Genomic DNA, 24,294 nt, shown 5'->3' with positions numbered 1-24,294 from the left:
CCCCAATAAGAGCGATTGCTGAGGTCGCTATGATGGCGAGGGCGTTCAGTATTTTCAACACAACGGGACGAAATGACAGATCGTCCCGGATGGCGATCGGGCTACGCCGGTAGTGCGGCCACAACCGACAGTTCAACCAGGATCTCAGGCTCGCAAAGCTTGGCCTCCACCGTGGCACGCGCCGGCGCGACGCCTTCCGGCAGCCACTGATCCCAGACCGCATTCATGCCGGCGAAATCGGCATCGATGTCCTTCAGGTAAATGGTCACCGAAAGGATGTGCTGCTTATCGGTACCGGCCTGCCGCAAGAGGCGCTCGATGTTGTCCAAGGTCTCGCGGGTCTGTTGTTCGATCCCCGCATTCATGTCCTCGCCTACCTGGCCGGCCAGATAAACCGTGTTGCCGTGTATGACGATCTGGCTCATGCGAGCGTTAGTGTGCAGGCGCTGTATGGGCATGCTTGTGCGATTCCTTTTGGGTGCCATAGCGGGAAATATCGAGGCCGTCGGTACTGATCTGCGTGCGCTTTTTCGCCAGCATGTCCGCCAGCAAGCGACCAGAACCACAGGCCATGGTCCAGCCCAGGGTACCGTGCCCGGTGTTCAAGTACAGGTTGCGATAGGGTGTGCCGCCAATGATCGGCGTTCCATCCGGCGTGGCCGGGCGCAGGCCGGTCCAGAGTTCGGCCGTACTCGGATCGCCACCCTGCGGGAACAGATCGCCGACGACCATTTCCAGCGTTTCTCGCCGGCGCGGATTGAGCGAAAGGTCATGGCCTGCAATTTCGGCCATGCCGCCCACCCGGATGCGCTGGTCAAAACGGGTAATGGCGACCTTGTAGGTCTCGTCGAGCACGGTGGAAACCGGCGCCATCGCGGGGTCGCTGATCGGTACGGTCAATGAATAGCCCTTGAGCGGATACACCGGCGCGCGGATGCCGAGCGGCTTGAGCATCTGCGGGCTGTAGCTGCCCAGCGCCAGCACATAGCGATCGGCCTTTTCCAGCTTGCCATTGATCCAGACGCCTTCAAGCTGGTCACCCGCAAACTGCAGCCGCTGGATGTCCTGGTTAAAACGGAACTCGACGCCCAGCTCGCGGGCCATTTCGGCGAGCTTGGTGGTGAACATCTGGCAATCGCCGGTCTGGTCATTAGGCAGGCGAAGCGCACCACTGAGCTTGTCCGATACCTTCGCCAGCGCCGGCTCGGCGTGTGCGATGCCGGCGCGATCGAGCAGTTCATAGGGCACGCCGGAAGCATCCAGCACGGCGATGTCCTTGGCGGCGTTATCGAGCTGTGCCTGGGTGCGGAACAGTTGGGTCGTGCCGCACTGCCGGCCTTCGTAATCGATACCGGTTTCAGCGCGCAGCTCATCAAGGCAATCGCGGCTGTATTCGGACAGCCGCACCATGCGCTCCTTGTTCACCGCGTAGCGCGCCGCCGTGCAGTTGCGCAGCATCTGCGCCATCCACAGGTATTGCTGAATGTCGCCAGTGAGCTTGATGGCAAGCGGGGCATGGCGTTGCATCAGCCATTTCATGGCCTTCAAGGGTACGCCAGGCGCGGCCCAGGGCGACGCGTAACCGGGGGAAACCTGGCCGGCATTGGCGAAGCTCGTCTCCATCGCCACGGCTGGCTGACGGTCAACCACCACGACCTCGAAGCCAGCCCGCGCCAGATAGTAGGCACTGGTGGTACCGATCACGCCGCTTCCCATTACCAGAACACGCATCGCCGTCTCCCACCCGTGCTGCCGGGCTTTTTCGAGTCACTGTTAATGCGGAGTATAGAAAGCGCCATGTAGTGGTTTTCGCTATATAACAGGCTATATTTGCGATTTATTCACGCCTGTAACCGCTTATATAGAGGCGATACGCCTATGCGCACTAAGCATCAAACCCGCCGCGAGCTGGACAAGATCGACCGCCAGATCCTTCGCCTGCTGCAGGCCGAAGGACGCATGCCATTTACCGAACTGGGCGAGCGTATCGGCCTGTCGACCACCCCGTGTACGGAGCGCGTTCGACGTCTGGAGCGCGAAGGCATCATCATGGGCTACACAGCGAGGCTGAACCCGCAGCATCTGAAAGGCGGATTGCTGGTGTTCGTCGAGATCAGCCTGGCCTACAAGTCAGGCGACATCTTCGAAGAGTTTCGCCGTGCCGTGCTCAAGCTGCCTCATGTGCTGGAGTGCCATCTGGTTTCGGGGGACTTTGACTACCTGATCAAGGCGCGGATATCGGAAATGGCCTCCTACCGCAAGTTGCTCGGCGACATCCTGCTCAAGTTGCCGCATGTACGTGAGTCGAAAAGCTACATCGTGATGGAAGAAGTCAAAGAATCGTTGGAACTGCCGGTGCCGGAGTAGGAGCCGGAAGCCAAGCAGAGTTCGCAGCCAGATCAACCCCAATCCCGGCGCATCAAAAGCCGAGCCGAACGGGCCTTTGGGTCAGTCGTTAGCGAACCGAGAACCGTTAGGTTTTGCTTCAGCCTCGCGCGGCTTTTGCTCTGCAATAAACATCCGGTCTACCCTTCGGTCCATGCAAACCGTCCAAGGCTCGACCATGACCACCCCGCAATCAGCTGCTCGCGCGCAGCACCACGCGTCGTCCTACTACGCGGCCACCACCAATCGCACCCTTGATCTCAAGCCCTTGCAAGGCGAGCTGGAGGCGGACGTCTGCATCGTCGGGGGCGGCTTCAGCGGTCTCAATACGGCTATCGAACTGGCCGAGCGCGGCCTGTCCGTAGTGCTGCTGGAAGCCCACCTGATCGGTTGGGGTGCTAGCGGGCGCAACGGCGGACAGCTGATTCGTGGCGTGGGGCATGACGTCGAGCAGTTTCAGCCGGTGCTAGGTGACGACGGCGTGGACAGCCTCAAACGTATGGGTTTCGAAGCGGTGGACATCGTGCGCGAGCGCATCGAGCGCTACGCCATCGATTGCGACCTGACCTGGGGTTACTGCGATCTGGCAACGAAACAACGGCACGTCGAAGGCTTCGAAGCAGACTATGCCGATCTCCAGCGTCTGGGCTATCCGCACCCATTGAGGCTCCTGCCAAGAGACGCGATGGGCGAAGTCATCGGTTCTGATCGCTACGTGGGCGGTCTGATCGACAGGGGCTCGGGCCATCTTCATCCACTCAACCTGGCATTGGGCGAAGCAGCCGCAGCCCTATCGCTAGGCGTGCAGCTGTACGAACGATCCGCTGTCGAACGGATCGATTACGGGCAGCAGGTTCGGGTTCACACCGCGCAGGGCAGCGTGCGTGCCCGTCAGCTCGTGCTGGCCGGCAATGCTTACTTGGGTTCGCTGAACAAATCACTGGCGGGCAAGGTGCTACCGGCCGGCAGTTACATCATTGCCACCGAGCCGCTTCCCGAGGACGTCAGACAGGAACTGCTGCCGCAGAACATGGCGGTCTGCGATCAGCGAGTGGCGCTGGACTACTTCCGCCTGTCGGCCGATGGCCGGCTGCTATTTGGCGGCGCCTGCCACTACTCCGGACGAGACCCGAGGGACATCGCCGCCTACATGCAACCGAAGATGCTCGAGGTGTTCCCCCGCCTACGAAACACCCGAATCGATTACCAATGGGGCGGCATGATTGGCATCGGCGCCAACCGGCTGCCACAAATTGGACGACTGCCAGACCAGCCCAACGTCTACTACGCCCAGGCCTATGCCGGACACGGCCTGAACGCCACACACCTGGCAGGACGCCTGCTCGGCGAGGCCATCAGTGGTCAGCTCGCGGGACGCTTCGACCTGTTCTCCCGTGTGCCACACCCGACCTTCCCTGGCGGTCAGCGTCTGCGCTCGCCGCTGCTGGCCCTCGGCATGCTCTGGCACCGGCTTAAAGACCAGTTCTGAATTTCGCCGTTGCGCTGGCGTCCAAACTGTCGAGGACATAACAATCGACAGGAGTGACCTTGCGCCTGCACCTGCTCCTTGTGGCAGTGCTATTCCTGGTTGGCTGTGCCGGCCAGATTACACCCGCCCCAACGTCTTACGCGCTGCCCAACCAGAACTCGGCACTGACCCAGCAAGTCGAGGCGCTGGCGGCCAAGCAGCCTGCGGGCACCTCCGGATTTCGCCTGCTGTCCGACAGTGCCGACGCCTTTTCGGCGCGTATCCAGATGATTCGCCAGGCCAGGGCGAGTCTCGACGTGCAGTACTACATCGTCCACGATGGCTTGAGCACCCGCGCGCTTATAGAAGAGGTGGTGCGTGCGGCGGACCGCGGCGTCAGGGTACGGCTGCTGCTTGATGACACCACGAGCGACGGTAGCGACTACCAGATCGCCACTCTGGCGGCACACCCGAACATCCTGATCCGCGTCTTCAACCCCTTGCATATCGGCCGCAGCACCGTGATTACCCGTTCGCTCGGGCGGTTGCTCAACCTATCCCAACAACACCGCCGCATGCACAACAAGCTGATGCTGGCCGACAGCAGCCTGGCCATCGTCGGCGGGCGCAACCTGGGCGATGAATACTTCGATGCCGATCAGAGTTTCAACTTCACTGACATCGATCTACTCGCCGCCGGCCCGGTTGCCGAGCAATTGGCGGTCAGCTTCGACCAGTACTGGAACCACACGCTGAGCGTGCCGATCCAGCAGTTCTTGCGTCATCCGCCCAACAAGGAGGAGCTTGAACTGGCGCGCCGCGATATCACCCGCTACCTCCAAGCCGAACGACAAAAGGACGAGCGCCGCTATCAGCATTTGATGGGCGGGCTGCAGGAGCCATCTCCGCGCGAATGGCTGGCCGACCTGATATGGGCGCCTGGCGAAGCGCTTTGGGATCACCCCGACAAGATCGAAGCACCCGGCATTCCAGATGAAAGTTTGCTGCTAACCACTCAGCTGCAGCCGAGCATGGACGGCGTGCGACGATCCCTGACGCTGATCTCCGCTTATTTCGTGCCAACTGAACAAGGTGCTGAATACCTCGCCGGACACGCCAGAAACGGCGTTGCGGTACAGGTCTTGACCAATTCTCTGGAGGCCACCGACGTGCCGGCCGTGCATGGCGGCTATGCGCCCTATCGGGCCGATCTGCTGAAAGCGGGAGTGAGATTGTTCGAGTTGCGCCGACAACCGGACCAGGAGACCCGCTTCAGTATCAGTGGCGACTCCGAATCCAGCCTGCACAGCAAGGCAGCGGTGTTCGACCAGGAGCGGGTCTTTCTCGGCTCGCTGAACTTCGACCCTCGCTCAGTGCTGTGGAACACCGAAGTCGGCATCCTTATCGACAGTCCGGAATTGGCTCGCGAGGTGCACAAGCTTTCGCAGGAGGGCACTTCGCCTGCCGTCAGCTATGAAGTGCGACTGATCGAGCGCAACGGCTTGCGGCGGTTGATCTGGATCGCCGAGGATGACGGGCAGCGAAAGGTATTGCTGCACGAACCGGGCGGTGCTTGGCGACGGTTCAATGCCTGGTTCAGCCGGGTGATAGGCCTCGAGCGGATGCTCTGAGCGACTACAACTGGCGCAAGTGGTTTCGTGCCACTTTAGCCAATCTTGCCGCGTAAACGGCCGCCGATCTAAAAATAGCTCTTTTGTGTGATACCAGAGCGCCACCCCTTGGCTAGGCTACCGAGCTGATGCCGTGCAGGTCCAACCGCCTGGCACTTTGCTTCTATAAAAATAAAAAGGAGCGCGACATGAATCATCGCAAATGGCTATGGATGGTGGTTTTGCTGGCGTGCTGGTTTCCAGCTCTGCTCAATCCTGCCCATGCTCAAACCTACACTGCGCTGGAAAGCATGCAGATCCACGCCAACCGAGCGACCAGCAGCCTGTTGCTCTATCGAGGCGAAGGTTTCCAGAAGGCGCACCTGGCCCGAATGGAAAGCGACCTCAAAGCGCTAGCAGACAGGGTCGACAGCTTTCCCGGCGCCCGCAACGATCTGAACCAATTGCATCAAGTCTTACAGACAACGCTTCGCGAAGGCGCAAGCTTCGGCCGCGAGGAAGACGACATGCCTTGGGGCTGGCCGCTGCAGATGAGCAAGGCGCTGCGCGATTTCCTGACGGCTGTGCGCAGCCAGCAAGGCGCCAACGTTCGCGCCGAGCTGCCAGCCAAGGTGGAATACCTCACTGTGCAGTACCTCAGCCGCGCCTATGTAGGCTCATTCGAAACCGCCCGCGAACAACCGGATACCTACCTCGGCCAGGACGAGCGCCGCCTCGTACCATCGATCGACGAGCAACTGGCTGCGCTGGATGGCAAATCGAACGTGGCCATTGCCAAGCTCAAAACACGTTGGGAGTTCCTCAAGGTGGCGCTCGAAGACATGAATAGCGGCAACAACAGCTTCAACACTGCGTCAGGCCGCGCGTTCGCCCCGATCATGGTTGATCGCCACGCGCGCAGCCTCAGTGATCAATGGATGGCGCTCGCCCCTGACTGAGCGCCCTCCTGTCAGGCATCGGCCGGCTGCTGGCGCAGTTGAACCGGGCCGACACGCGCTTCGATCGCTTGGCGCAGGGGTTCGCGCAGACCGAAGATGAAGCCCAGCTCAGCAGCAACGAACAGTGGCCCGATGATCAGCCCGGTCAGATCGTTGACGAACGCAGGCTTGCGTCCTTCGAAGTAGTGGCCGATGAACTGGATAATCCAGCCAACCACGAACAAACCGCCCCCGGCGCTCAGCCATAGCGCGGTCGATTGCTGCGCAAGCGCTGCACCGACCCAGACGCAGAGCAACAGCACCGCCCCCATGAGCACGCCGAAGCGCAGATCCAACCGAAGATAAAACAGCGTCGAGATCAAGGCGACCAGCGCAACCGGGCTCAGCCATAGCCCGAACGCCTCCACACCTGGACGCGACAGCAGCACGGCGACAGCCAGCACGATCATTGGAATGCCGATGAAATGGCTGAGCAGATTGCGCGGGTCCCGATGATAGGCCGCGTATTGGGCAAGGTGATCGGTGAGTGTTTTCATGGGATGAGCTCCGAATAGCCTGACTGGCAAGCTTAGCCAGCTCGGCAAGGCGCCGCGCGGTGTCGAGTGGTGGACGAGCGCCAAAGGTCATGGCGCTTGCGCCAATTAGCGGCTCAGCTAGGGCTCTGGGCGGTAGCCCAATCGCAGACCACCCCAGTGGCGGCCGTTCACCATGATCGGCACGGACAGGTCGTGCATCAATTCTCCTGTGTCGCGGCTGTAGGTCTGCAACAGCACCTTGCGTTCGTGGCTGCCACAGCGCGCGCCGGTGCGGTCATTGAACAAACGCTTGCTGCGGCTCTTAACTTTGTCGATCTCCGGGTCGCCGACTGGGGGCTGGCTGAAGGCACGGTTGTGGGTCGGCACGTAGCCGTCCGGCGTAGTCGCGATGGCATAAATCAACGCATCGTTGCGCGCGAGCAGGGGCTCCTGGATCGCCGGCAGCACCTCATCGGCGTAACGATCGAAGCGGGTGTTGTAGCGGATCGGATTGGTGCCCGGTTGCGCCCGGTAATTGCGATCAAACAGATCGTCGACACTCAGGCGCCCGGCTTTCACGTCCGCGTCGAAACGCGCGCCGATGGCAGCCGCCGCTTCACGCGCGAGATCGTAAACATCTTGGTGGTAGGCATCGAGTTGCACCTCGGCGAGCTGTTCGCTGACGGTTTCCGCCTGCTCTACCAGCTTCTCTGCCGCCTTCTCCAGCTGGCGGGTCTGGGTCTCGCTCTCCAGAGCGTCTCCACGCAACTGCTCTACCGCGACGAACAACTGCGCGAGTCGCTCATGATTGCTTGCCGTGCCGGCAGCGATTTCCGCCACCTGGGTTTCGACATTGCCAGCCAACTCGGCAATTCCACTGAGCTGAACTCCTGTCCCTGCGATCTGTGCGGCGGCTTCGTCCAGTTCGCTGGCCTGCTTTTGGATATGGCTGACCACCGCGCCACTTTGCTCGCGGATATCGCTAACCATCCGACCCACCTCTTCGGTAGCACTGCTGGTGCGACCGGCCAGGTTTCGCACCTCATCAGCCACCACGGCAAAGCCGCGCCCGGCCTCACCGGCGCGTGCCGCCTCGATCGCCGCGTTGAGTGCGAGCAGGTTGGTCTGGCTGGCGATGGACTGAATCACGTCGGTGATCTGACGGATTTCTTCGGTGCGCGCCGAGAGTCCGTCGAGCAGTTCGCGGCTGGCCTTGGTCTGTGCGCTGAGCTGCTGCATGCGTTCGATGGCGTGTTGGAGTTCGACACGCCCACTATCGCTGCTACGCCGCACGGCTTCGGCCGCTTCCAACGCCTGCCGTGCTCGGGCAGCGCTGTCCTGTTCGGTCGCCGTCATCGCCTCGGCGCCATTGGCGATCTCGCTGACCGCAACCAGCTGTGACTGCAACCGTGCCGCCAGTTGCTCAGCGCTGAACGACACTTGAGCTGCCGACAGGGCGTTATGACAGGTGTGCCGGGAGAGGCTCTTGCTCAGCGCAGCGGAACTCAGCTCGCCGGCGTCCCCTGCAACCGGGATGCCCGTCTCGCTGCGCCAAGGGCCGAACCAGGGCCATAAGGCAAGCAACAGGATCGAGATCGCGGTCAGATAGAACGGCAACTCCATCCAGCCATGAAACAACAGCAGCCCCAGCAGGGCCGCTGCGTGCAACAGACAGGCCTTGGGGTGAAGGCGGAAGGTAGGGCGCATCGGTGGCCTCTTGTTTTCGTCCGGTAAAAAGGCGTTGTACCACCTCTGCCAACAAAGAACATTGTCCCTTGGTGGCACATAGCCTTGCCGGACTGGAAACGATTACACACCCGTCGCCGCCCGGCATGGCCGAGTTACCGGGTTAGCGGCTGGACGCGGCCAACCTTAAGCGGCCCTCAAGCCTGAACGTACGTCAGGCCACCGGATTTTTAGCGAGCCTGATCCGGAGCCGTCAGCGGCAGACCGAGCTGAACACGGCGGCGTAGCCAAGGGCTCGGACGATAGCGCGGTTCGTGGCCATAGCAGCGCTGCATGCCCTCCAGGATAGTCAGGATTCGAGCCGGGTTGTAATGCGCGGCGAACCCCAGCGGCCCCTTTGGATAGCCAAGGGCCACCATGACCGCGCGGTCGAGCGTCTCTGGGGAAGCGATGCCCTTCTGGGCAATCTCACAGCCAAGGTTGACGATGCTGGCCACGATGCGTTGGCTGACGAACCCCGGAGAGTCGTTGATCACCTCGACCGGCACGCCGTCGGCGCCCAACGCCTGGCGTGCCTGAGCCTCCACTGCTGGGTCGAGCGCTGGTTGACGCATCAGCACGCGGCGTTTTTCAAGGTCACTGAAGAGGTCCAGCGCCATGGTGCGCACGCCGGGCAGCGCCAGGCGCTCGATACAGTTACTCGCATCTTCTCCTAGCGGCGTGATCAGACAGATTGCTTGGTCCGAAGGCTCGGCACCCTCCTCGAGGATCGCGCCGGCCTGCTGCAATACCGATCTGATGTAGCTGCGCAGGTCGGGCTCGATACTGTCGAGCCAAAACGGCCGATCGATGCTTACCGGCTCGAAGCGGGCCTCAGGCGTGCGGACCTGCTGGCCGTCTTCGTAGCGATAGAAGCCCTGACCGGTTTTGCGACCGAGCAATCCGGCCGCCACCCGCTGCGCGGCGAGGTAAGACGGTGTGTAGCGCGGATCGTAGTAGAACTGGTCATGCACCGACTCCATCACCGCGTGGGAAATATCCAACCCGGTCAGATCGAACAGTTCGAACGGGCCCATTCGAAACCCGGGCCCGTCCCGCAAAATACGGTCGATCTGTTCCGGCGTGGCGATGCCCTCGCTAAGGATGCGCTGCGCCTCGGTGCCATAGGCACGACCGGCGTGATTGACCAGAAAGCCGGGAGTATCCGGCGTAATCGCAGGGAAGTGCCCCGCGTGCTCGGCCAGTTGTACCAAGCGCTCAATGACCATCGGGTCGGTGCGCTCGCCGCGCACCACTTCGACAAGTTTCATCAGCGTCACTGGATTGAAGAAGTGATACCCAGCCACCCGCTCGGGCCGCTCGCAGGCACTGGCAATGCGGGTCACGGACAACGAGGAGGTATTGGTCGCAAGGACGGCGTCGGCCGCAACCAGACGTTCAAGCTCGACAAACAGGCTCTGCTTGGCTTCCAGGTTTTCGACGATGGCTTCGATCAACAGATCGCAGCCGGACAGCTCGGACAGCTGATGGGCTGGCTGCATGCGCTCCAAAATCGCCGGCAGCTCATCGGCGCCCAAACGTCCCTTGGCCACGCTGCGCTCAAGCAGTTCACGGTTGAACTGCAGGGCTTGATCGATGGTTTCGGGCCGAGCGTCATACAACCAGACCTGCTGACCGGCGCTGGCAAATAGCTGTGCGATGCCGCGCCCCATGGCGCCGGCGCCGATAATGCCGATACGGGAAAACATGGGAACCTCCTCAGTGGATGGCGTTGCGATTCTGAAATATGATTAACCAATATTCCGCAGTGCGAAACCATGTTCCATCTATTTGAACCTGAGCCTAAAGACTGCCAGACTCCATAGCAAGCCATCCGTGATCGAGCGCCATGCCCGCTTCCGACTATTCGTCCGCCCAACTCCAGCAAGTCCACGCCTCCGTTACCGGTTTCTTTCAAGACATCGGCTGCGAGCTGCTTGCCTACGGTCCGGAGCACGCCACACTCGCCCTGACTCTGCTGCCGCGCCATCTGAATAATGCTAGCAACATGCACGGTGGCGTCATGGCGACCTTGATGGATGTTGCGATGGGCCTATGCGGCACCTGGGAAGCCGACCCGACAGACCGTCGTGTCGCGATGACGCTGTCGATGAATATCAACTTCAGCGCAGTTGCTGCAGCGGGAAGTCGCATCAGAGCGCAGGCTCGTTGCCGCTCGTCCGGACACAAGGTGTTTATGGCCAGCTGTGACTTGCTGGATGAGCAGGATCGATTAATCGCGTTCGCCGAGGGTGTGTTCAAGCGCGGCTCGCTTCGACGGGAGCTCCCGGCCTAGATGACCGCGCTGCTGCCACTGGCTCTGTTCTTTGAGCTTCTGGCTCTAATCACCCGAATTCAGCCGATGAGCGTTATCAGCGGCGCCCTGCTGAGCCTGTTCTTCATCTGGCATTGGCGCTCGCTGATGCTCTATCCACGGCGGCTCGGGATCGTCACCGCTGCACTGCTCGGCTACTGGCTGCTCTCTGGCGAAGCAACCTGGCAGCAGAGCGCGCGAATGTTGTCGTCAGCAGCCTATTACGCAGCCTTTATTGGCGCGCTGGGTCTGATGCACTGCCTGGTCAAGCGTCTGCAGCAACTCAGCGAGTTGCATCGCCTCCTGCTGGCCGGCCCTCGCACATGGCTCTACCCGGGCTATCTGCTGAGCACATTCGCGATCAGCTCGGTGCTCAGTTTCGGCATGCTCAACCTGATATGTGGCTCGCTGGAAAATCATCTTGCACGCCGTCCATACAGCGATCGTCAGCGCCGCGAAGGCCGCCGCGGCGTGATGGTTACCGCTCTGCGAGGGTTCGCCTTGGTGCCTTTGCTGGCGCCGACGAGCGTTGCGGTGGCGATCCTCACCCGCGAGCTCGGCGTTAGCTGGAGCACGTTATTACCCTTCGGCCTGCTAGGCGGGCTGATCCTGCTGTTGTTCGGCTGGCCGGTGGAGAACCGTCGCTTGCAGCAGTTGGCGGACTATCCGGTCGTCGATGCCGGCTCGGACACCCAGCAAGCCGGTGGCCGCCTGAATGGCCTGTTGTTGGGCAGCCTGATCGGCATCGCGCTGATCGCCCTGCTGGCCGCCCTTACCTGGCTCTCCGCCACCCAGGCCGCGATGCTGACGGTGCCGACCGCCGTGATCGTGATCCTGCTCTGGCAGCGGACCGCGCCGCGCCAGGTGTTCAGTGAGGTCAGCGAAACATTGATCGGCATGCGCAACGAGACATTCATCTTTGCCAGCTCGGCATTACTGGCCGGGTTGGTTGCAGCCGTCTTGCCGGTGCATCACCTGGCGGATCAGCTCGGAAGCACGCCGATGGCACTGTTCGGGTTGGGTGCGGTCGGCGCGTTGGCGGTCATGGCGTTGGCGTTGCTTGGTGTCGCGCCGCTGATCTCGTTGAATCTCTGCGCCGCGCTACTGGCGCAACTGGCGAGCCAGGGCCTGACGGTGACGCAACCGGCTGTGGCGCTGTTGTTCGGGTTCTCACTGGCCATGCTGCTCTCGCCCTACGGCCCCTCAGCGGTATTGTTGGCGCGCCACGCCCAGCTGTCCCCCTGGCGCATCGCTGTCGGCTGGAATGGGCGCTTCGTCCTCAGCGTACTGATTCCTCTGCTGCTGATACCCCTGCTGGCATGAGGACCCTCGGCTCACATCCAGCCGTGTTCAGCCATCGACAAAGGTTCGCCATCCCCGACGATGAAATGATCGAGCACCCGCACATCGATCAATGCCAGGGCATCGCTGAGCTTGCGGGTCAGCTGACGGTCAGCCTGACTCGGCTCGGCGACACCGGACGGATGATTGTGGGTCAGGATGACGGCAGCGGCGTTCTGCGCCAGCGCGCGCTTGACCACTTGGCGGGGGTAGACGCTGGCTCCGTCGATGGTGCCGTGGAACAGCACCTCGAAAGCCAACACCCGGTGTTTGGAATCAAGAAAAAGACAGGCAAAGAGCTCGTGCGGCTCGTGCCGCAGACGTGCCTTGAGATAGTCACGCACCGCCTGCGGGCTTTCCAGCGCCGAGTCACGACGGATGCGCTCAGCCAGATGCCGTCTTGCCATTTCCAACACGGCTTGCAGTTGAGCGAACTTGGCCGGCCCTAGCCCCAGGTGTGCGCTGAATTGTTCGCGGTCGCTTTCCAGCAGCGCACGCAGGCTGCCGAACTCATTGAGCAGGTACCGCGCCAGATCCACCGCGCTTTTCCCGGCCACGCCGGTGCGCAAAAAAATCGCCAGCAGCTCTGCATCGGACAGGGCCGATGCGCCTTGCTCCAATAGCTTTTCCCGCGGCCGTTCCGCCGCCGGCCAGTCACGAATGCTCATGCCACCTCCATGTCGAGCGTGCCCCTCGTCCTCTGAGGGCGCTGTGCTATCTTAGCGGCCTTTTATCCACGGCAACCGGTCCTCATCGGAACCAGTTCTCACCCCGTAACAAGGCAGGCCTATGCAGCGGCTTTATCGTAAACGCATCGTCCTGGGCGTCGGCGGCGGCATCGCCGCTTACAAGAGCGCGGAGCTGGTGCGCCGGCTACGCGACCAGGGCGCCGAAGTGCGCGTCGTGATGACCAGCGGCGGCCGTGAATTCATCACGCCGCTAACCCTCCAGGCTCTGTCCGGCCATCCGGTTCACCTCGATCTGCTGGACCCTGCGGCAGAAGCCGCGATGGGCCATATCGAGCTGGCACGGTGGGCCGACTTGGTACTGGTAGCGCCAGCTACGGCCGATTTGATGGCACGCCTGGCCCAGGGCGTTGCCAACGACCTGTTGACCACGCTCGTACTGGCGACCAACGCACCGGTTGCACTGGCCCCAGCCATGAATCAGGCCATGTGGGCAGATCCCGCCACCCAAGCCAACCGCGCTCTACTTGAGCAACGAGGGATCCGCCTGTTCGGCCCGGCTTCTGGTAGCCAGGCCTGTGGCGATGTGGGTCTTGGCCGTATGCTCGAAGCGGATGACCTGGCTCAGGCCGCTGCTGACTGTTTCGAACGCAGCCTGTTAACCGGAAAGCACCTGTTGATCACCGCGGGTCCGACCCAGGAAAACATCGATCCGGTGCGGTACATCACCAATCACAGTTCCGGGAAGATGGGATTTGCCCTTGCCGAAGCCGCCGCCGAGGCCGGTGCGCGCGTGACCCTGGTCGCCGGGCCGGTGTTCCTGCCTACGCCCGACCGCGTTCAGCGCATCGACGTGGTCAGCGCCCGCGATATGCTCGCTGCGTGTGAAGCAGCGATGCCTTGCGACCTGTTCATTGCCGCTGCAGCCGTTGCCGACTACCGCCCGGAAGTCGTTGCGCCGCATAAACTGAAGAAAGACCCCGCCAAGGGCGACGGCCTGCTGCTGCAGATGGTTCGCAACCCCGACATCCTCGCCACGCTAGCCGGACGGCCGGATCGGCCGTTCAGCGTCGGCTTCGCCGCCGAGACCGAAAACCTGCTGGAGTACGCCACGCGCAAGCTGCGGGACAAAAATCTCGACCTGATTGTGGCCAATGACGTCGCCAACCCGAGCATTGGCTTCAACAGCGAAGAAAACGCCGTCACGGTGATCGACCGCCAGCAGTACGAAACCCGTTTCAGCCAGGCCAGCAAAGGGCACATTGCTCGTCAGCTGATTGCCTTCATCGCCGACCGTTACCACCAGGCCTGACCATGCACAAACTTCAAGCAAAAATTCTCGACCCCCGTCTTGGCACGGATTTCCCGCTGCCCGCGTACGCCACCAGCGGCTCCGCCGGACTCGACCTGCGCGCCATGCTGCAAGCCGATACGACGTTGGAACCGGGCCAGACACTGTTGATCCCAACCGGCCTGTCCATCCATATCGCCGACCCGAGCCTGGCGGCGCTAGTCCTGCCGCGCTCTGGCTTGGGGCACAAGCACGGCATCGTGCTGGGCAACCTGGTCGGGCTGATCGACTCCGATTATCAAGGCGAGTTGATGGTGTCCTGCTGGAACCGCGGCCAGACCAGCTTCAACATCGCCATAGGGGAACGCATCGCACAGCTGATGCTTGTCCCGGTGATCCAAGCGCAGTTCGAACTGGTGAACGAGTTCGACGGCAGTGAGCGTGGCGCCGGCGGCTTCGGCCACTCTGGCAGTCATTGAGATAGTTCTCGCCTTTTTCAGGACGAACCGAGGAGCTCCATGAAACTCTTCAAGCGCACCGCCAAGGACGACGGCGTTCTCAACCCCGCCGACACCGCCCCCTCCCGCCCGCGCCGTAGCGTCGGCCTGAAGACGCTCACACCCGGACTGATCCCGGGGCTGCTGGGGCTCGTGGTCGCTGGCGCGTTGCTTTGGACCGCCCAGCAGAGCAGTCAACAGCAGCAAGCCAGCGAACTCGCCCACGCGTGGGGTCAGAGCCAGGCTTCGGCGATCAATCAGGCGCTCCGCCAACTGGCCGAGGACACGCGCGCCGCCGCCAGCGATCCGCAGCTGCTTGAAGCACTGCGTAGCGAGCAGCCGCAACAGATACGTGCCGTCGAACGTGAGCTCGGCTACCGGGACGGCGTCATCGATGCGCATCTCAGTCTGCGCGGCCAGGCGCGAACGGATGCCAGCCGGCCCGGACCGCTGAATTTTTCCGCACTGGATATGCTGCAGCGCGCCGAGAACGGGCAAACGCCTGCAACCGAAGCGTTCAAGGTCGGCAACCGCTGGTTGCTCTACAGCGCGGCGCCGTTGCGCCTGGCTCCCGAGCAGCCGATTCAGGGCACCCTCCTGTTGGTAACCAGCCTGGAGCGCTTCCTGGCCACCCTGCCGCAGTTGCCGACCGAAGCTGGGCAATTGCGGCTGGTGCAACAATTCAACGGGGCCCCGACACAGCTGTTGGTTCAGCGTGGCGGGGCTGGCCTGGATCAGGCGTCAATAGAGCTGCCAAGCAACAACCCGAACTGGAAGATCAGTTTCTTGCCCGCATCGGAGCTTGGCACTGCAGGCCACTCGCCATTACCGATACTGGGGGCGGCCCTGGCGGCCCTCTGCGGGCTGCTGCTCGGCCTGCAGGCAGTGCTTAGCGCACAGCAAAGGAGGCTCCGTGAAGATGTCTTGCATCTGGGCCAGATGGTTCAGGAACTCTCCAACGGCAAGACCATCAAAACACCGACCTTGAGCCTGCCGGCGCTCGACGCACTGGCCAAGAGTCTGGTCCGACTGCCGCTCCGCACCGCCGGGATGTCATCGACCAAAACCCCGACTGCAGAGCAGCCCGCGGTTCGGCAAGCCCCATCTACCGAATATGTCGACCCTCTTTTCCAGGACACCGACATTCTCGACATCGACATTCTCGACGAGGACCAGGATTGGCTTGGCCTCGATACCAAGGAGCGAGAAAACGCAATGAGCGCCCCTAAAGCCCCGCAACTGCCCGCGAGCATCTTTCGCGCCTATGACATCCGCGGCGTTGTCGGCGACAGCCTGACCACCGAAACCGCTTATTGGATAGGCCGGGCAGTAGGCTCCGAAAGCCTGGCCCAAGGTGAGCCGAACGTGTCGGTCGGCCGCGATGGCCGACTGTCCGGACCTGAATTGGTCCAGCATCTGATCCAAGGATTGGTGGACAGCGGTTGCAGCGTCAGCGACGTCGGCATGGTGCCGACCCCGGTGCTCTACTACGCCGCTAACGTCCTGGCAGGCAAATCCGGCGTGATGCTCACCGGTAGCCACAACCCGCCGGACTACAACGGCTTCAAGATCGTGATCGCGGGCGACACCCTCGCCAACGAGCAGATCCAAGCGCTACGCCAGCGCATCGAAACCGGCAACCTCAGCGAAGGCGTTGGCCAAGCGGAGCAGGTCGACGTGCTGGAGAGTTACTTCAAGCGCATCCGTGACGACATCGCCGTGGCCAACCCGATGAAGGTGGTGGTGGACTGCGGCAACGGCGTCGCTGGCGTGATCGCGCCGCAACTGATCGAAGCACTGGGCTGCAAGGTCATACCATTGTTCTGCGACGTTGATGGCAACTTCCCGAACCATCACCCCGATCCGGGCAAGCTGGAAAACCTCGAGGACCTGATCGCCAAGGTCAAATCCGAAAATGCCGACCTGGGCCTGGCGTTCGACGGCGACGGCGACCGCGTCGGCGTGGTGACCAATGCGGGAACTGTGGTCTATCCAGACCGTCTGCTCATGCTGTTCGCGAAGGACGTGGTCTCGCGCAACCCCGGCGCCGACATCATTTTCGACGTCAAATGTACCCGACGCCTGACACCGTTGATCAGTGGCTACGGCGGCCGGCCGGTGATGTGGAAGACGGGTCATTCGCTGATCAAGAAAAAAATGAAAGAGACCGGTGCGCTGCTCGCAGGCGAGATGAGCGGCCACATCTTTTTCAAGGAGCGCTGGTACGGCTTCGATGACGGCATCTACAGCGCCGTGCGCCTGCTGGAGATCCTCAGCCAGGACAAGCGCAACGTGGAACAGGTCTTCTCGGCTTTCCCCAACGACATCTCGACGCCCGAAATCAATATTCAGGTCACCGAGGAGAGCAAGTTCACCATCATCGAGTCGCTGCATCGCGACGCCCATTGGGGCGACGCCAACATCACCACGCTTGATGGTGTGCGGGTCGATTACCCGAAAGGCTGGGGCCTGGTACGCGCCTCGAATACCACACCGGTGCTGGTGCTGCGTTTCGAAGCCGAAACCGAGGAAGAGCTCAAGCGCATACAGGAAGTCTTCCGCGCGCAGCTTTATACTGTCGCGCCTGACCTCACCCTGCCGTTCTGACTTGCGGAGCCTTGCATGACCCTCAGCCGTGAAGCCGCCACACAATTCGCCCAGGTTCTGTCCGAGGCACTGCCCTATATCCGCCGGTTCGTCGGTAAGACGCTGGTCATCAAATACGGCGGTAATGCGATGGAAAGCGAGGAGCTGAAAACCGGCTTCGCTCGCGACATCGTGCTGATGAAGGCAGTGGGTATCAATCCGGTGGTGGTCCACGGTGGCGGCCCGCAGATTGGCGACCTGCTCAAGCGCCTGAACATCGAAAGCCATTTCATCGATGGCATGCGGGTCACCGACAGCCAGACGATGGACGTGGTGGAAATGGTCCTTGGCGGCCAGGTCAACAAAAGCATCGTGAGCCTGATCAACCAGCACGGCGGCGCGGCCATTGGCCTGACCGGCAAAGACGCCAATCTGATCCGTGCGAAAAAGCTCAAAGCCACACGCCAAACGCCAGAGATGACATCTCCCGAAATCATCGATATCGGCCAGGTTGGCGAGGTCACCGGCGTCAATACCGAGCTGTTGGAAATGCTAGTGCGCGGTAACTTCATCCCGGTCATTGCGCCAATCGGCGTAGGCCCGGACGGCGAGTCCTACAACATCAACGCCGATCTGGTCGCTGGCAAGGTCGCCGAGGCGCTGAAGTCGGAAAAGTTGATGCTGCTGACCAATATCGCCGGCCTTATGGACAAACAAGGCCAGGTGCTGACCGGGCTGACCACCTCACAGGTCGACGAACTGATCGCCGATGGCACCATCTATGGCGGCATGCTGCCGAAGATTCGCTGCGCCCTCGAAGCCGTCCAGGGCGGCGTGCACAGCGCGCATATCATTGACGGCCGTGTACCGAATGCCGTGTTGCTGGAAATCTTTACCGACATCGGCGTCGGCACGCTGATCACCAATCGCAAAACGTCCGCTTCTCACTGATACGGTCATGAGAAAGCCCGGCCTCTTCAATGAGAGCCGGGCTTTTTTTCGCCTTGTTCAAAGCGCTATTCGGACTGACCAAGCAACTCGGCCACTCGCTCACGCTCTCGGCCATAGCTGACTTCGGCCTGTTTGCGGGTCTGCCTGTAACGCTCGACGTCCCGTTTCAGGCTGGCCTGCTCTTTGGCCAGATTGTCGATCTGTACCAGCAGCTGCTCGGGCACCTTCCGTCCGGCGCGCTCATGGTTTGCCGCCTGACTCTGAAGATTCGCCTGCTGTGTCCGCAACGATTGCAGGTTGCCGAGAGTGATACCGATAATGCTGTCGAGCTCAGATAGCCTGCGCGCCTTTGCGCGCTCGACATCAGCAACACTGGCATACAGCCGTAGCAGTTGAGCATCGGTCTCAGCTCGGGCCTTGGCTTCCAGCAAAAGTTGGCGCTCTTGAGCAGTTGGCGCAGGCGGCACTACTTGCGTCACACGGCCCTGGTCGTTGAGCACTTCATAACCGCGGCCAATGAACTGCGGTGGCACACCGTGCCGGTCGAGGACCACAACACCCTTGTCATCGACATACCGATACAGCTCAGCTTGCGCTACCGTCGCGCCCAGTAAACCCAACAGCAACAGCGCGCTGCTCCCTATTCGCATACTTCAGCCTCTTCCGTATTCGGTGCTTGCGGCACTGCCCGTCGAAATGCCTGATTGTTCTTGCCCGAAGGGTCTCAGCTTATACAAACCCCATCACAGTAGTGCAGCAATAAGCACACCAACTGCGAGAATGACCCGCTTGATCATGACTGATTCAAGCGATAAGCCGCGACTCGCAAAGGTTTAGATTGGTAGCACCCGAGCGAAACAACCCGGATAGCGGAGTTCAGAAGAACCGGAGGGCTGCCGGTAGCAGCACGCCTCCGGCAGCCCTCCTAACGCTGAAACCGTCACAATTCGTCAGTTGCTGACAAAAAGCACAGCCGCTGCCGCAGCCATAGTCAGCGGTAAATCATCGCGAGACCTGCACCCGCCGATGAGTCGCCAGGCGAGCCGGTCTTAGATGCCATATTGATCCCGGTAGGCCTCGACAGCGGGCAAGTGGAGCTTGAGCTGCTCATCCTGGCCAAGGAACTCCAATACCTGAGCCAGTGAAACGATGCTCACCACGGGCATGCCGTAGTCCTGTTCCACTTCTTGAATGGCGGACAGCTGACCATGCCCCCGCTCCTGCCTATTCAGCGCAATCAGCACACCGGCAGCTTGCGCGCCCTGTGCCCGGATGATCTGCATGACTTCGCGGATCGCAGTTCCGGCAGTGATCACGTCATCGACAATCAGCACGCGACCGCTGAGCGGCGCACCGACCAACGTACCGCCTTCGCCATGGTCCTTCGCTTCCTTGCGGTTGAAGCACCAGGGCAGGTCACGCTGATGGTGTTCGGCCAGCGAGATCGCCGTGGCAGCAGCGAGAGGAATCCCCTTGTAGGCGGGGCCGAAAATCACGTCGAAATCGATACCACTCTCGGCGACTGCAGCCGCGTAGAAACGCCCCAACTGAGCCAGCGCCGATCCGCTGTTGAACAACCCGGCATTGAAGAAGTAGGGGCTGGTGCGCCCAGACTTCAGAGTGAACTCACCGAAGCGCAAAACCCCGCGCTCGATGGCGAAGCGAATGAACTCGCGCTGGTACGCCTGCATGAAGGATATTCCCGGAAGACACTGACTTAGCTAATTGCGAAGAGCTTGGGTTATCATACACGCACGTGTTTTTAGGGGCCATTTATGCGGATCATCAGCGTCAACGTGAATGGCATTCAAGCGGCGGCGCAGCGGGGTTTGCTCAGCTGGCTGCAGGCGCAGAATGCCGATGTCATCTGCCTGCAGGATACCCGCGCCTCCGTAGTAGAACTCGACGATCCGGCCTACCAGCTCGACGGCTATTTCCTCTATACCGTTGATGCCGAACTTCCCGAACAAGGCGGTGTTGCCTTGTACTCCAGGCTGCAGCCAAAGGCTGTCATCATGGGTCTTGGGTTCGAAACCGCCGACCGCTACGGCCGTTATCTGCAAGCGGATTTCGACAAGGTCAGCATCGCCACGCTGCTGCTGCCAACCGGTCGCGGCGGGGACGAAGACCTGAACCAAAAATTCAAGTTCATGGACGATTTCGCTCATTATCTTGATAAGCAGCGCCGCAAGCGTCGCGAATACATCTACTGCGGCTCGCTATATGTGGCCCACCAAAAACTGGACGTCAAGAACTGGCGCGATTGCCAGCAGACGACCGGCTTTCTGGCCCCGGAGCGCGCCTGGCTCGATGAGATCTTCGGCAACATGGGCTATATCGATGCCCTACGCGAAGTCACTCGTGAGGGCGATCTGTACAGCTGGTGGCCCGACACCGAACAGGCCCAGATGCTGAACCTGGGCTGGCGATTTGACTATCAAATCCTCACGTCCGGCATGCGACGCTTCGTCCGCAACGCTCGCCTGCCGCGCCAGCCGCGGTTCTCCCAACATGCTCCACTGGTCGTAGATTACGACTGGACGCTGAGCCTCTGAGCTATCCGCTAGAACAGCCCTAAGCGGGCATGTTCTTGCCGTGCCGACCTGAGCCAGACGCTACTTAACAATGCGCCAGCAAAACGGATAGCGATAAGGTTTTCCCTCGTTGGCACGGATGCCGGCTATCACCACCAGCACCAATGCCACCACGCTGATAAGCGCCATTAAGGGAAAGCCGATCAGAACCCAGGCAAGCACCCCGCAAATCATCAGCAGGATGCTAAAGGTGATCTGGAAGTTCAGCGCTTCCTTGCCCTGCTCGTCGACGAAGGGATCCATATCCTTTTTCAACTGCCAGACGATCAACGGGCCCAGTACATTCCCGATCATTGGCACCAGAAACCAGAAGAACGCCGAGTAATGACAGAACATGGCCCACTGCCGCGCTTGCGGAGAGGGCTGCAGAACCAATTCCTGATCAGACATGACGCTCTCCTCCGGATTAATCAGCCAGCGAGGCAACCTGCAGAGCGAATAGCTCCTGCATACCGACCTGCGCCAACGCAAGCATGGCATTCAACTCATCTGGTTGGAACGGCGCACCTTCTGCGGTGCCTTGCACTTCAATGAAGCCGCCAGCACTGGTCATCACCACGTTCAGGTCGGTCTCGGCCGCCGAGTCTTCGAGATAATCGAGATCGAGGACCGGTTCGCCCTGGTACATACCTACCGACACAGCCGCGACCATTTGCTTGAGTGGATCGCCGCTCTTCAACCCGCCGCGTTTCTTCAGCAATTTCAGCGCATCGACCAGGGCCACCATCGCCCCGGTGATTGACGCAGTGCGAGTACCGCCATCGGCCTGAATCACATCACAATCGATGTAAATGGTGTTTTCACCCAGCTTGCTCATGTCCAGCGAGGCACGCAACGATCGGCCAATCAGCCGCTGGATTTCCAGCGTACGCCCACCCTGCTTACCCCGACTGGCTTCACGCTGGTTACGCTCGCCGGTCGCTCGCGGCAGCATGCCGTACTCGGCGGTCAACCAGCCCTGCCCCTGCCCTTTGAGGAAGCGCGGCACGCCATTTTCGATACTGGCGGTGCAGATCACTTTGGTGTCGCCGAACTCCACCAAAACCGAGCCCTCGGCGTGCTTGGTGTAATTGCGAGTGATGCGGATCGATCGCAGCTGATCGGCGGCGCGGCCACTGGGACGCTTCATGAGGCTTATCCTGGTCTGAGTGAATTGACGGCCATTATAGAGGCCTGACCTACGCTAAGGGCCACCGTCGAGGCATTCCGATCAGTAGTCGGCCATGCCAATCGAGCACCTGCTACGCCAAGCGACTCAGCTACAAGAAGAGGACGCACCGGCGTCACTGGCTGCATTTTCCTTTACAATCATCCGCCTTTCGTCATCGCACCGAGAGGTTTCCCCATGATTCACAGCATGACCGCTTTCGCCCGTGCCGAGCAGGCCGGCGAGCACGGCACCCTCAGCTGGGAGATCCGCTCGGTCAACCATCGCTACCTTGAACCGCACCTGCGCTTACCCGAGGCTTTCCGAGATCTCGAAGGTGCGGTCAGGGAGGCGCTGCGCAAGGGGCTGTCGCGCGGCAAGGTTGAGTGCACCCTGCGCTTCGCTGAAGAGACCGCTGGACGATCGATGCAAGTCGACCCGGAGCGGGCTCGCCAGCTGATCAGCACGGCTGAAAAGGTTGCGGCATTGATCAAGCAGCCCGCACCGCTCAACCCGCTGGAGATTCTCGCCTGGCCAGGCGTGCTGGTCGGCGACTCGACGGACCCGCAAGCACTCAATAACGCCGCACTGCAGTTGTTTCATCAGGCCTTGGAACAGATGAAGGCTGGCCGTCTACGCGAAGGCGAAGAGCTTGCCCACCTGATCCACGAACGCCTTGATGCCATCGGCACAGAAACCGCCACGCTTCGCAGCCAGGTGCCGCAGATGCTCGCGGCACAGCGCCAGAAACTCATCGACCGCTGCGCTGAGATGCGCGTCGAACTGGACCCCCAGCGCCTCGAGCAGGAGCTGGTAATGCTGGCGCAGAAGAGCGATGTCGCCGAAGAGCTCGATCGTCTTGGCACCCACGTCACCGAGGTGCGCCGGGTATTAAAGTCCGGCGGAGCGGCCGGGCGGCGCCTGGACTTTCTCATGCAGGAACTCAACCGCGAGGCCAACACGCTCGGCTCCAAGGCGTTCGACACGCGCAGTACCCAGGCGGCAGTCAATCTCAAGGTGCTGATCGAACAGATGCGCGAGCAGGTCCAGAACATCGAATAGCAACTAAGCTTGGCCTGACTTGCGGGCCAATCCGCCAGATCCCAAGACAGCAATCCGCTAAGAGAATTACATGGCAGCCTCCACCGGTACGCTCTACATCGTTTCCGCGCCTTCCGGGGCCGGCAAGACCAGCTTGGTCAAGGCCCTGCTCGATGCGCAACCGCAGGTTCGGGTTTCGGTTTCACACACGACCCGGCCGATGCGTCCAGGCGAGGTGGATGGCGTGAACTACCACTTCGTCAGCCGTGAGGAGTTTCTGCAGCGCCTGGAGCATGGCGAATTCCTCGAACACGCCGAGGTCTTCGGCAACCTGTACGGCACTTCGCAGCGCTGGCTTGAGCAGACCCTGAACGAAGGCTTCGATCTAATCCTCGAGATCGACTGGCAGGGCGCACAGCAGGTTCGCCGCTTGATGCCGCAGGCCAAGTCGATCTTCATTCTGCCGCCAACTCAGGAAGCCCTGCGCCAGCGACTGACCAACCGCGGCCAGGACAGTGATGATGTGATCGAAACACGCATGCGTGAAGCGATCAGCGAAATGACCCATTACGTCGAATACGATTATCTGGTGATCAACGACGACTTCGCCCACGCGTTGATTGACCTGCAGGCAATCTTCCGTGCTAACCAGCTGTTGCAGGCCGCTCAGCAACAGCGCTTCGAAGGGTTGCTCGGGCAATTGCTGGCCTGAAACAGCTGCGAAGCCGCACTCAATGGACGGGACGGCTGGCACCGAAACGCAGGAAAACTTTTCTGCGTCTACTTCAGATTGGTAGCCTGAAGCTGCTTTCCTGTTTTACCGCTTCCCTATTGGCTGGTGATTTTTTAGACTATCCCGTCCGCTCGCCCATTCGGGCACGCTTTACCGTTATTGATGAGGAACACCATGGCCCGCGTTACCGTTGAAGACTGCCTGGACAACGTAGATAACCGCTTCGAGCTGGTCATGCTCGCTACCAAGCGCTCGCGCCAACTGGCCACCGGTGGCAAAGAGCCGAAGGTAGCTTGGGAAAATGACAAGCCGACCGTCGTGGCCCTGCGTGAAATCGCCTCAGGCCTGGTGGATTACGATGTAATCGCTCAGGACGAAATTGTCGATGACGAGCCACTGTTCGTTCAGTACGAGGAAGAGCCCAACGAGGCCCTCTGATTAAATGCCAGGT

General features: G+C 61.1%; 24 protein-coding genes. 14 read left to right on the top strand and 10 right to left on the bottom strand.

What is annotated here, in order from left to right:
* Positions 1-101: 101 nt before the first annotated feature.
* Together C1896_02255 and C1896_02250 are read right to left on the bottom strand one after the other, a co-directional pair.
* The gene (locus tag C1896_02255) at positions 102-458 is read right to left on the bottom strand and encodes a hypothetical protein (GenBank protein ID AZZ43843.1); all 357 of its coding nucleotides are present in this window, start codon (positions 456-458) and stop codon (positions 102-104) included.
* Positions 433-1,731: a D-amino acid dehydrogenase small subunit gene (locus C1896_02250; GenBank protein ID AZZ43842.1), complete on the bottom strand. Its 1,299-nt coding sequence runs from the start codon at positions 1,729-1,731 to the stop codon at positions 433-435. Before C1896_02250 ends, C1896_02255 begins: the two co-directional genes overlap by 26 nt.
* Positions 1,732-1,878: 147 nt before the next feature.
* On the opposite strand from C1896_02250, the gene C1896_02245 reads away from it, so the two are divergent.
* The 4 genes from C1896_02245 (at position 1,879) to C1896_02230 (ending at position 6,422) form a co-directional block, all read left to right on the top strand.
* Positions 1,879-2,367 (top strand): AsnC family transcriptional regulator, encoded by a 489-nt coding sequence (locus tag C1896_02245; GenBank protein ID AZZ43841.1) that lies wholly within the window; start codon positions 1,879-1,881, stop codon positions 2,365-2,367.
* A 172-nt stretch (positions 2,368-2,539) separates the two neighbouring features.
* Entirely contained in the window at positions 2,540-3,874 is a 1,335-nt protein-coding gene (locus tag C1896_02240; GenBank protein AZZ43840.1) for an FAD-dependent oxidoreductase, read from the top strand.
* 65 nt (positions 3,875-3,939) lie between these two features.
* Positions 3,940-5,484 (top strand): phospholipase, encoded by a 1,545-nt coding sequence (locus C1896_02235; protein AZZ47494.1) that lies wholly within the window; start codon positions 3,940-3,942, stop codon positions 5,482-5,484.
* Positions 5,485-5,672: 188 nt separating this feature from the next.
* Entirely contained in the window at positions 5,673-6,422 is a 750-nt protein-coding gene (locus C1896_02230) for a hypothetical protein (GenBank protein ID AZZ43839.1), read from the top strand.
* A gap of 11 nt (positions 6,423-6,433) precedes the next feature.
* Here C1896_02230 and C1896_02225 read toward each other — a convergent pair whose 3' ends face one another.
* From C1896_02225 to C1896_02215, 3 genes are all read right to left on the bottom strand, one after another.
* Positions 6,434-6,958: a hypothetical protein gene (locus C1896_02225; protein AZZ43838.1), complete on the bottom strand. Its 525-nt coding sequence runs from the start codon at positions 6,956-6,958 to the stop codon at positions 6,434-6,436.
* Between the two features lie 117 nt (positions 6,959-7,075).
* On the bottom strand, positions 7,076-8,644 hold the full coding sequence (locus C1896_02220) for a chemotaxis protein (protein ID AZZ43837.1): 1,569 nt from the start codon (positions 8,642-8,644) through the stop codon (positions 7,076-7,078).
* Between the two features lie 209 nt (positions 8,645-8,853).
* Complete coding sequence (locus C1896_02215) at positions 8,854-10,371, bottom strand: 3-hydroxyacyl-CoA dehydrogenase (GenBank protein AZZ43836.1); 1,518 nt, start codon at positions 10,369-10,371, stop codon at positions 8,854-8,856.
* Between the two features lie 140 nt (positions 10,372-10,511).
* On the opposite strand from C1896_02215, the gene C1896_02210 reads away from it, so the two are divergent.
* Together C1896_02210 and C1896_02205 are read left to right on the top strand one after the other, a co-directional pair.
* Entirely contained in the window at positions 10,512-10,958 is a 447-nt protein-coding gene (locus tag C1896_02210) for a PaaI family thioesterase (GenBank protein ID AZZ43835.1), read from the top strand.
* A complete protein-coding gene (locus C1896_02205) occupies positions 10,959-12,299 on the top strand; it encodes a hypothetical protein (GenBank protein AZZ43834.1) in 1,341 nt (446 codons plus the stop codon).
* Between the two features lie 11 nt (positions 12,300-12,310).
* Here the strand turns inward: C1896_02205 and C1896_02200 are convergent, their stop codons facing one another.
* Positions 12,311-12,985, bottom strand: a complete 675-nt coding sequence (locus tag C1896_02200; protein AZZ43833.1) for a hypothetical protein — start codon at positions 12,983-12,985, stop codon at positions 12,311-12,313.
* Positions 12,986-13,106: 121 nt separating this feature from the next.
* Here C1896_02200 and coaBC point away from each other — a divergent pair, with 121 nt between their 5' ends.
* The 4 genes from coaBC to argB are packed head-to-tail and all read left to right on the top strand — an operon-like array spanning position 13,107 to position 18,328.
* Entirely contained in the window at positions 13,107-14,315 is a 1,209-nt protein-coding gene (gene coaBC, locus C1896_02195) for a bifunctional phosphopantothenoylcysteine decarboxylase/phosphopantothenate--cysteine ligase CoaBC (protein AZZ43832.1), read from the top strand.
* A gap of 2 nt (positions 14,316-14,317) precedes the next feature.
* Positions 14,318-14,773 carry a dUTP diphosphatase gene (locus tag C1896_02190; protein AZZ43831.1) on the top strand — a complete coding sequence of 152 codons (456 nt, stop codon included), beginning with the start codon at positions 14,318-14,320 and terminating at the stop codon, positions 14,771-14,773.
* A 39-nt stretch (positions 14,774-14,812) separates the two neighbouring features.
* Positions 14,813-17,398: a phosphomannomutase/phosphoglucomutase gene (locus C1896_02185; protein AZZ43830.1), complete on the top strand. Its 2,586-nt coding sequence runs from the start codon at positions 14,813-14,815 to the stop codon at positions 17,396-17,398.
* Positions 17,399-17,413: 15 nt separating this feature from the next.
* The gene (gene argB / locus C1896_02180; protein AZZ43829.1) at positions 17,414-18,328 is read left to right on the top strand and encodes an acetylglutamate kinase; all 915 of its coding nucleotides are present in this window, start codon (positions 17,414-17,416) and stop codon (positions 18,326-18,328) included.
* 65 nt (positions 18,329-18,393) lie between these two features.
* Here the strand turns inward: argB and C1896_02175 are convergent, their stop codons facing one another.
* Positions 18,394-18,957, bottom strand: coding sequence for a DUF4124 domain-containing protein (locus C1896_02175; protein AZZ47493.1), 564 nt, complete (start codon positions 18,955-18,957; stop codon positions 18,394-18,396).
* Positions 18,958-19,377: 420 nt separating this feature from the next.
* Positions 19,378-20,019: an orotate phosphoribosyltransferase gene (locus C1896_02170; GenBank protein AZZ43828.1), complete on the bottom strand. Its 642-nt coding sequence runs from the start codon at positions 20,017-20,019 to the stop codon at positions 19,378-19,380.
* Between the two features lie 84 nt (positions 20,020-20,103).
* Here C1896_02170 and C1896_02165 point away from each other — a divergent pair, with 84 nt between their 5' ends.
* Positions 20,104-20,883, top strand: a complete 780-nt coding sequence (locus C1896_02165; protein AZZ43827.1) for an exodeoxyribonuclease III — start codon at positions 20,104-20,106, stop codon at positions 20,881-20,883.
* A 60-nt stretch (positions 20,884-20,943) separates the two neighbouring features.
* Here C1896_02165 and C1896_02160 read toward each other — a convergent pair whose 3' ends face one another.
* The gene (locus tag C1896_02160) at positions 20,944-21,312 is read right to left on the bottom strand and encodes a DUF4870 domain-containing protein (protein ID AZZ43826.1); all 369 of its coding nucleotides are present in this window, start codon (positions 21,310-21,312) and stop codon (positions 20,944-20,946) included.
* A gap of 16 nt (positions 21,313-21,328) precedes the next feature.
* Positions 21,329-22,051: a ribonuclease PH gene (locus C1896_02155; protein ID AZZ43825.1), complete on the bottom strand. Its 723-nt coding sequence runs from the start codon at positions 22,049-22,051 to the stop codon at positions 21,329-21,331.
* A 216-nt stretch (positions 22,052-22,267) separates the two neighbouring features.
* Between C1896_02155 and C1896_02150 the strand changes: the two genes are divergently transcribed.
* The 3 genes from C1896_02150 to C1896_02140 all read left to right on the top strand — a co-directional run bounded on the left by C1896_02150 (position 22,268) and on the right by C1896_02140 (position 24,281).
* On the top strand, positions 22,268-23,131 hold the full coding sequence (locus C1896_02150) for a YicC family protein (GenBank protein ID AZZ43824.1): 864 nt from the start codon (positions 22,268-22,270) through the stop codon (positions 23,129-23,131).
* A 70-nt stretch (positions 23,132-23,201) separates the two neighbouring features.
* Positions 23,202-23,822 (top strand): guanylate kinase, encoded by a 621-nt coding sequence (locus C1896_02145; GenBank protein ID AZZ43823.1) that lies wholly within the window; start codon positions 23,202-23,204, stop codon positions 23,820-23,822.
* Positions 23,823-24,017: 195 nt separating this feature from the next.
* Positions 24,018-24,281, top strand: coding sequence for a DNA-directed RNA polymerase subunit omega (locus tag C1896_02140; protein AZZ43822.1), 264 nt, complete (start codon positions 24,018-24,020; stop codon positions 24,279-24,281).
* Positions 24,282-24,294 lie beyond the last annotated feature (13 nt).

The sequence above is a fragment of the Pseudomonadaceae bacterium SI-3 genome (assembly GCA_004010935.1).
Taxonomy (GTDB): Bacteria; Pseudomonadota; Gammaproteobacteria; order Pseudomonadales; family Pseudomonadaceae; genus Stutzerimonas.
This window is presented reverse-complemented; position numbering and strand designations above follow the sequence as displayed.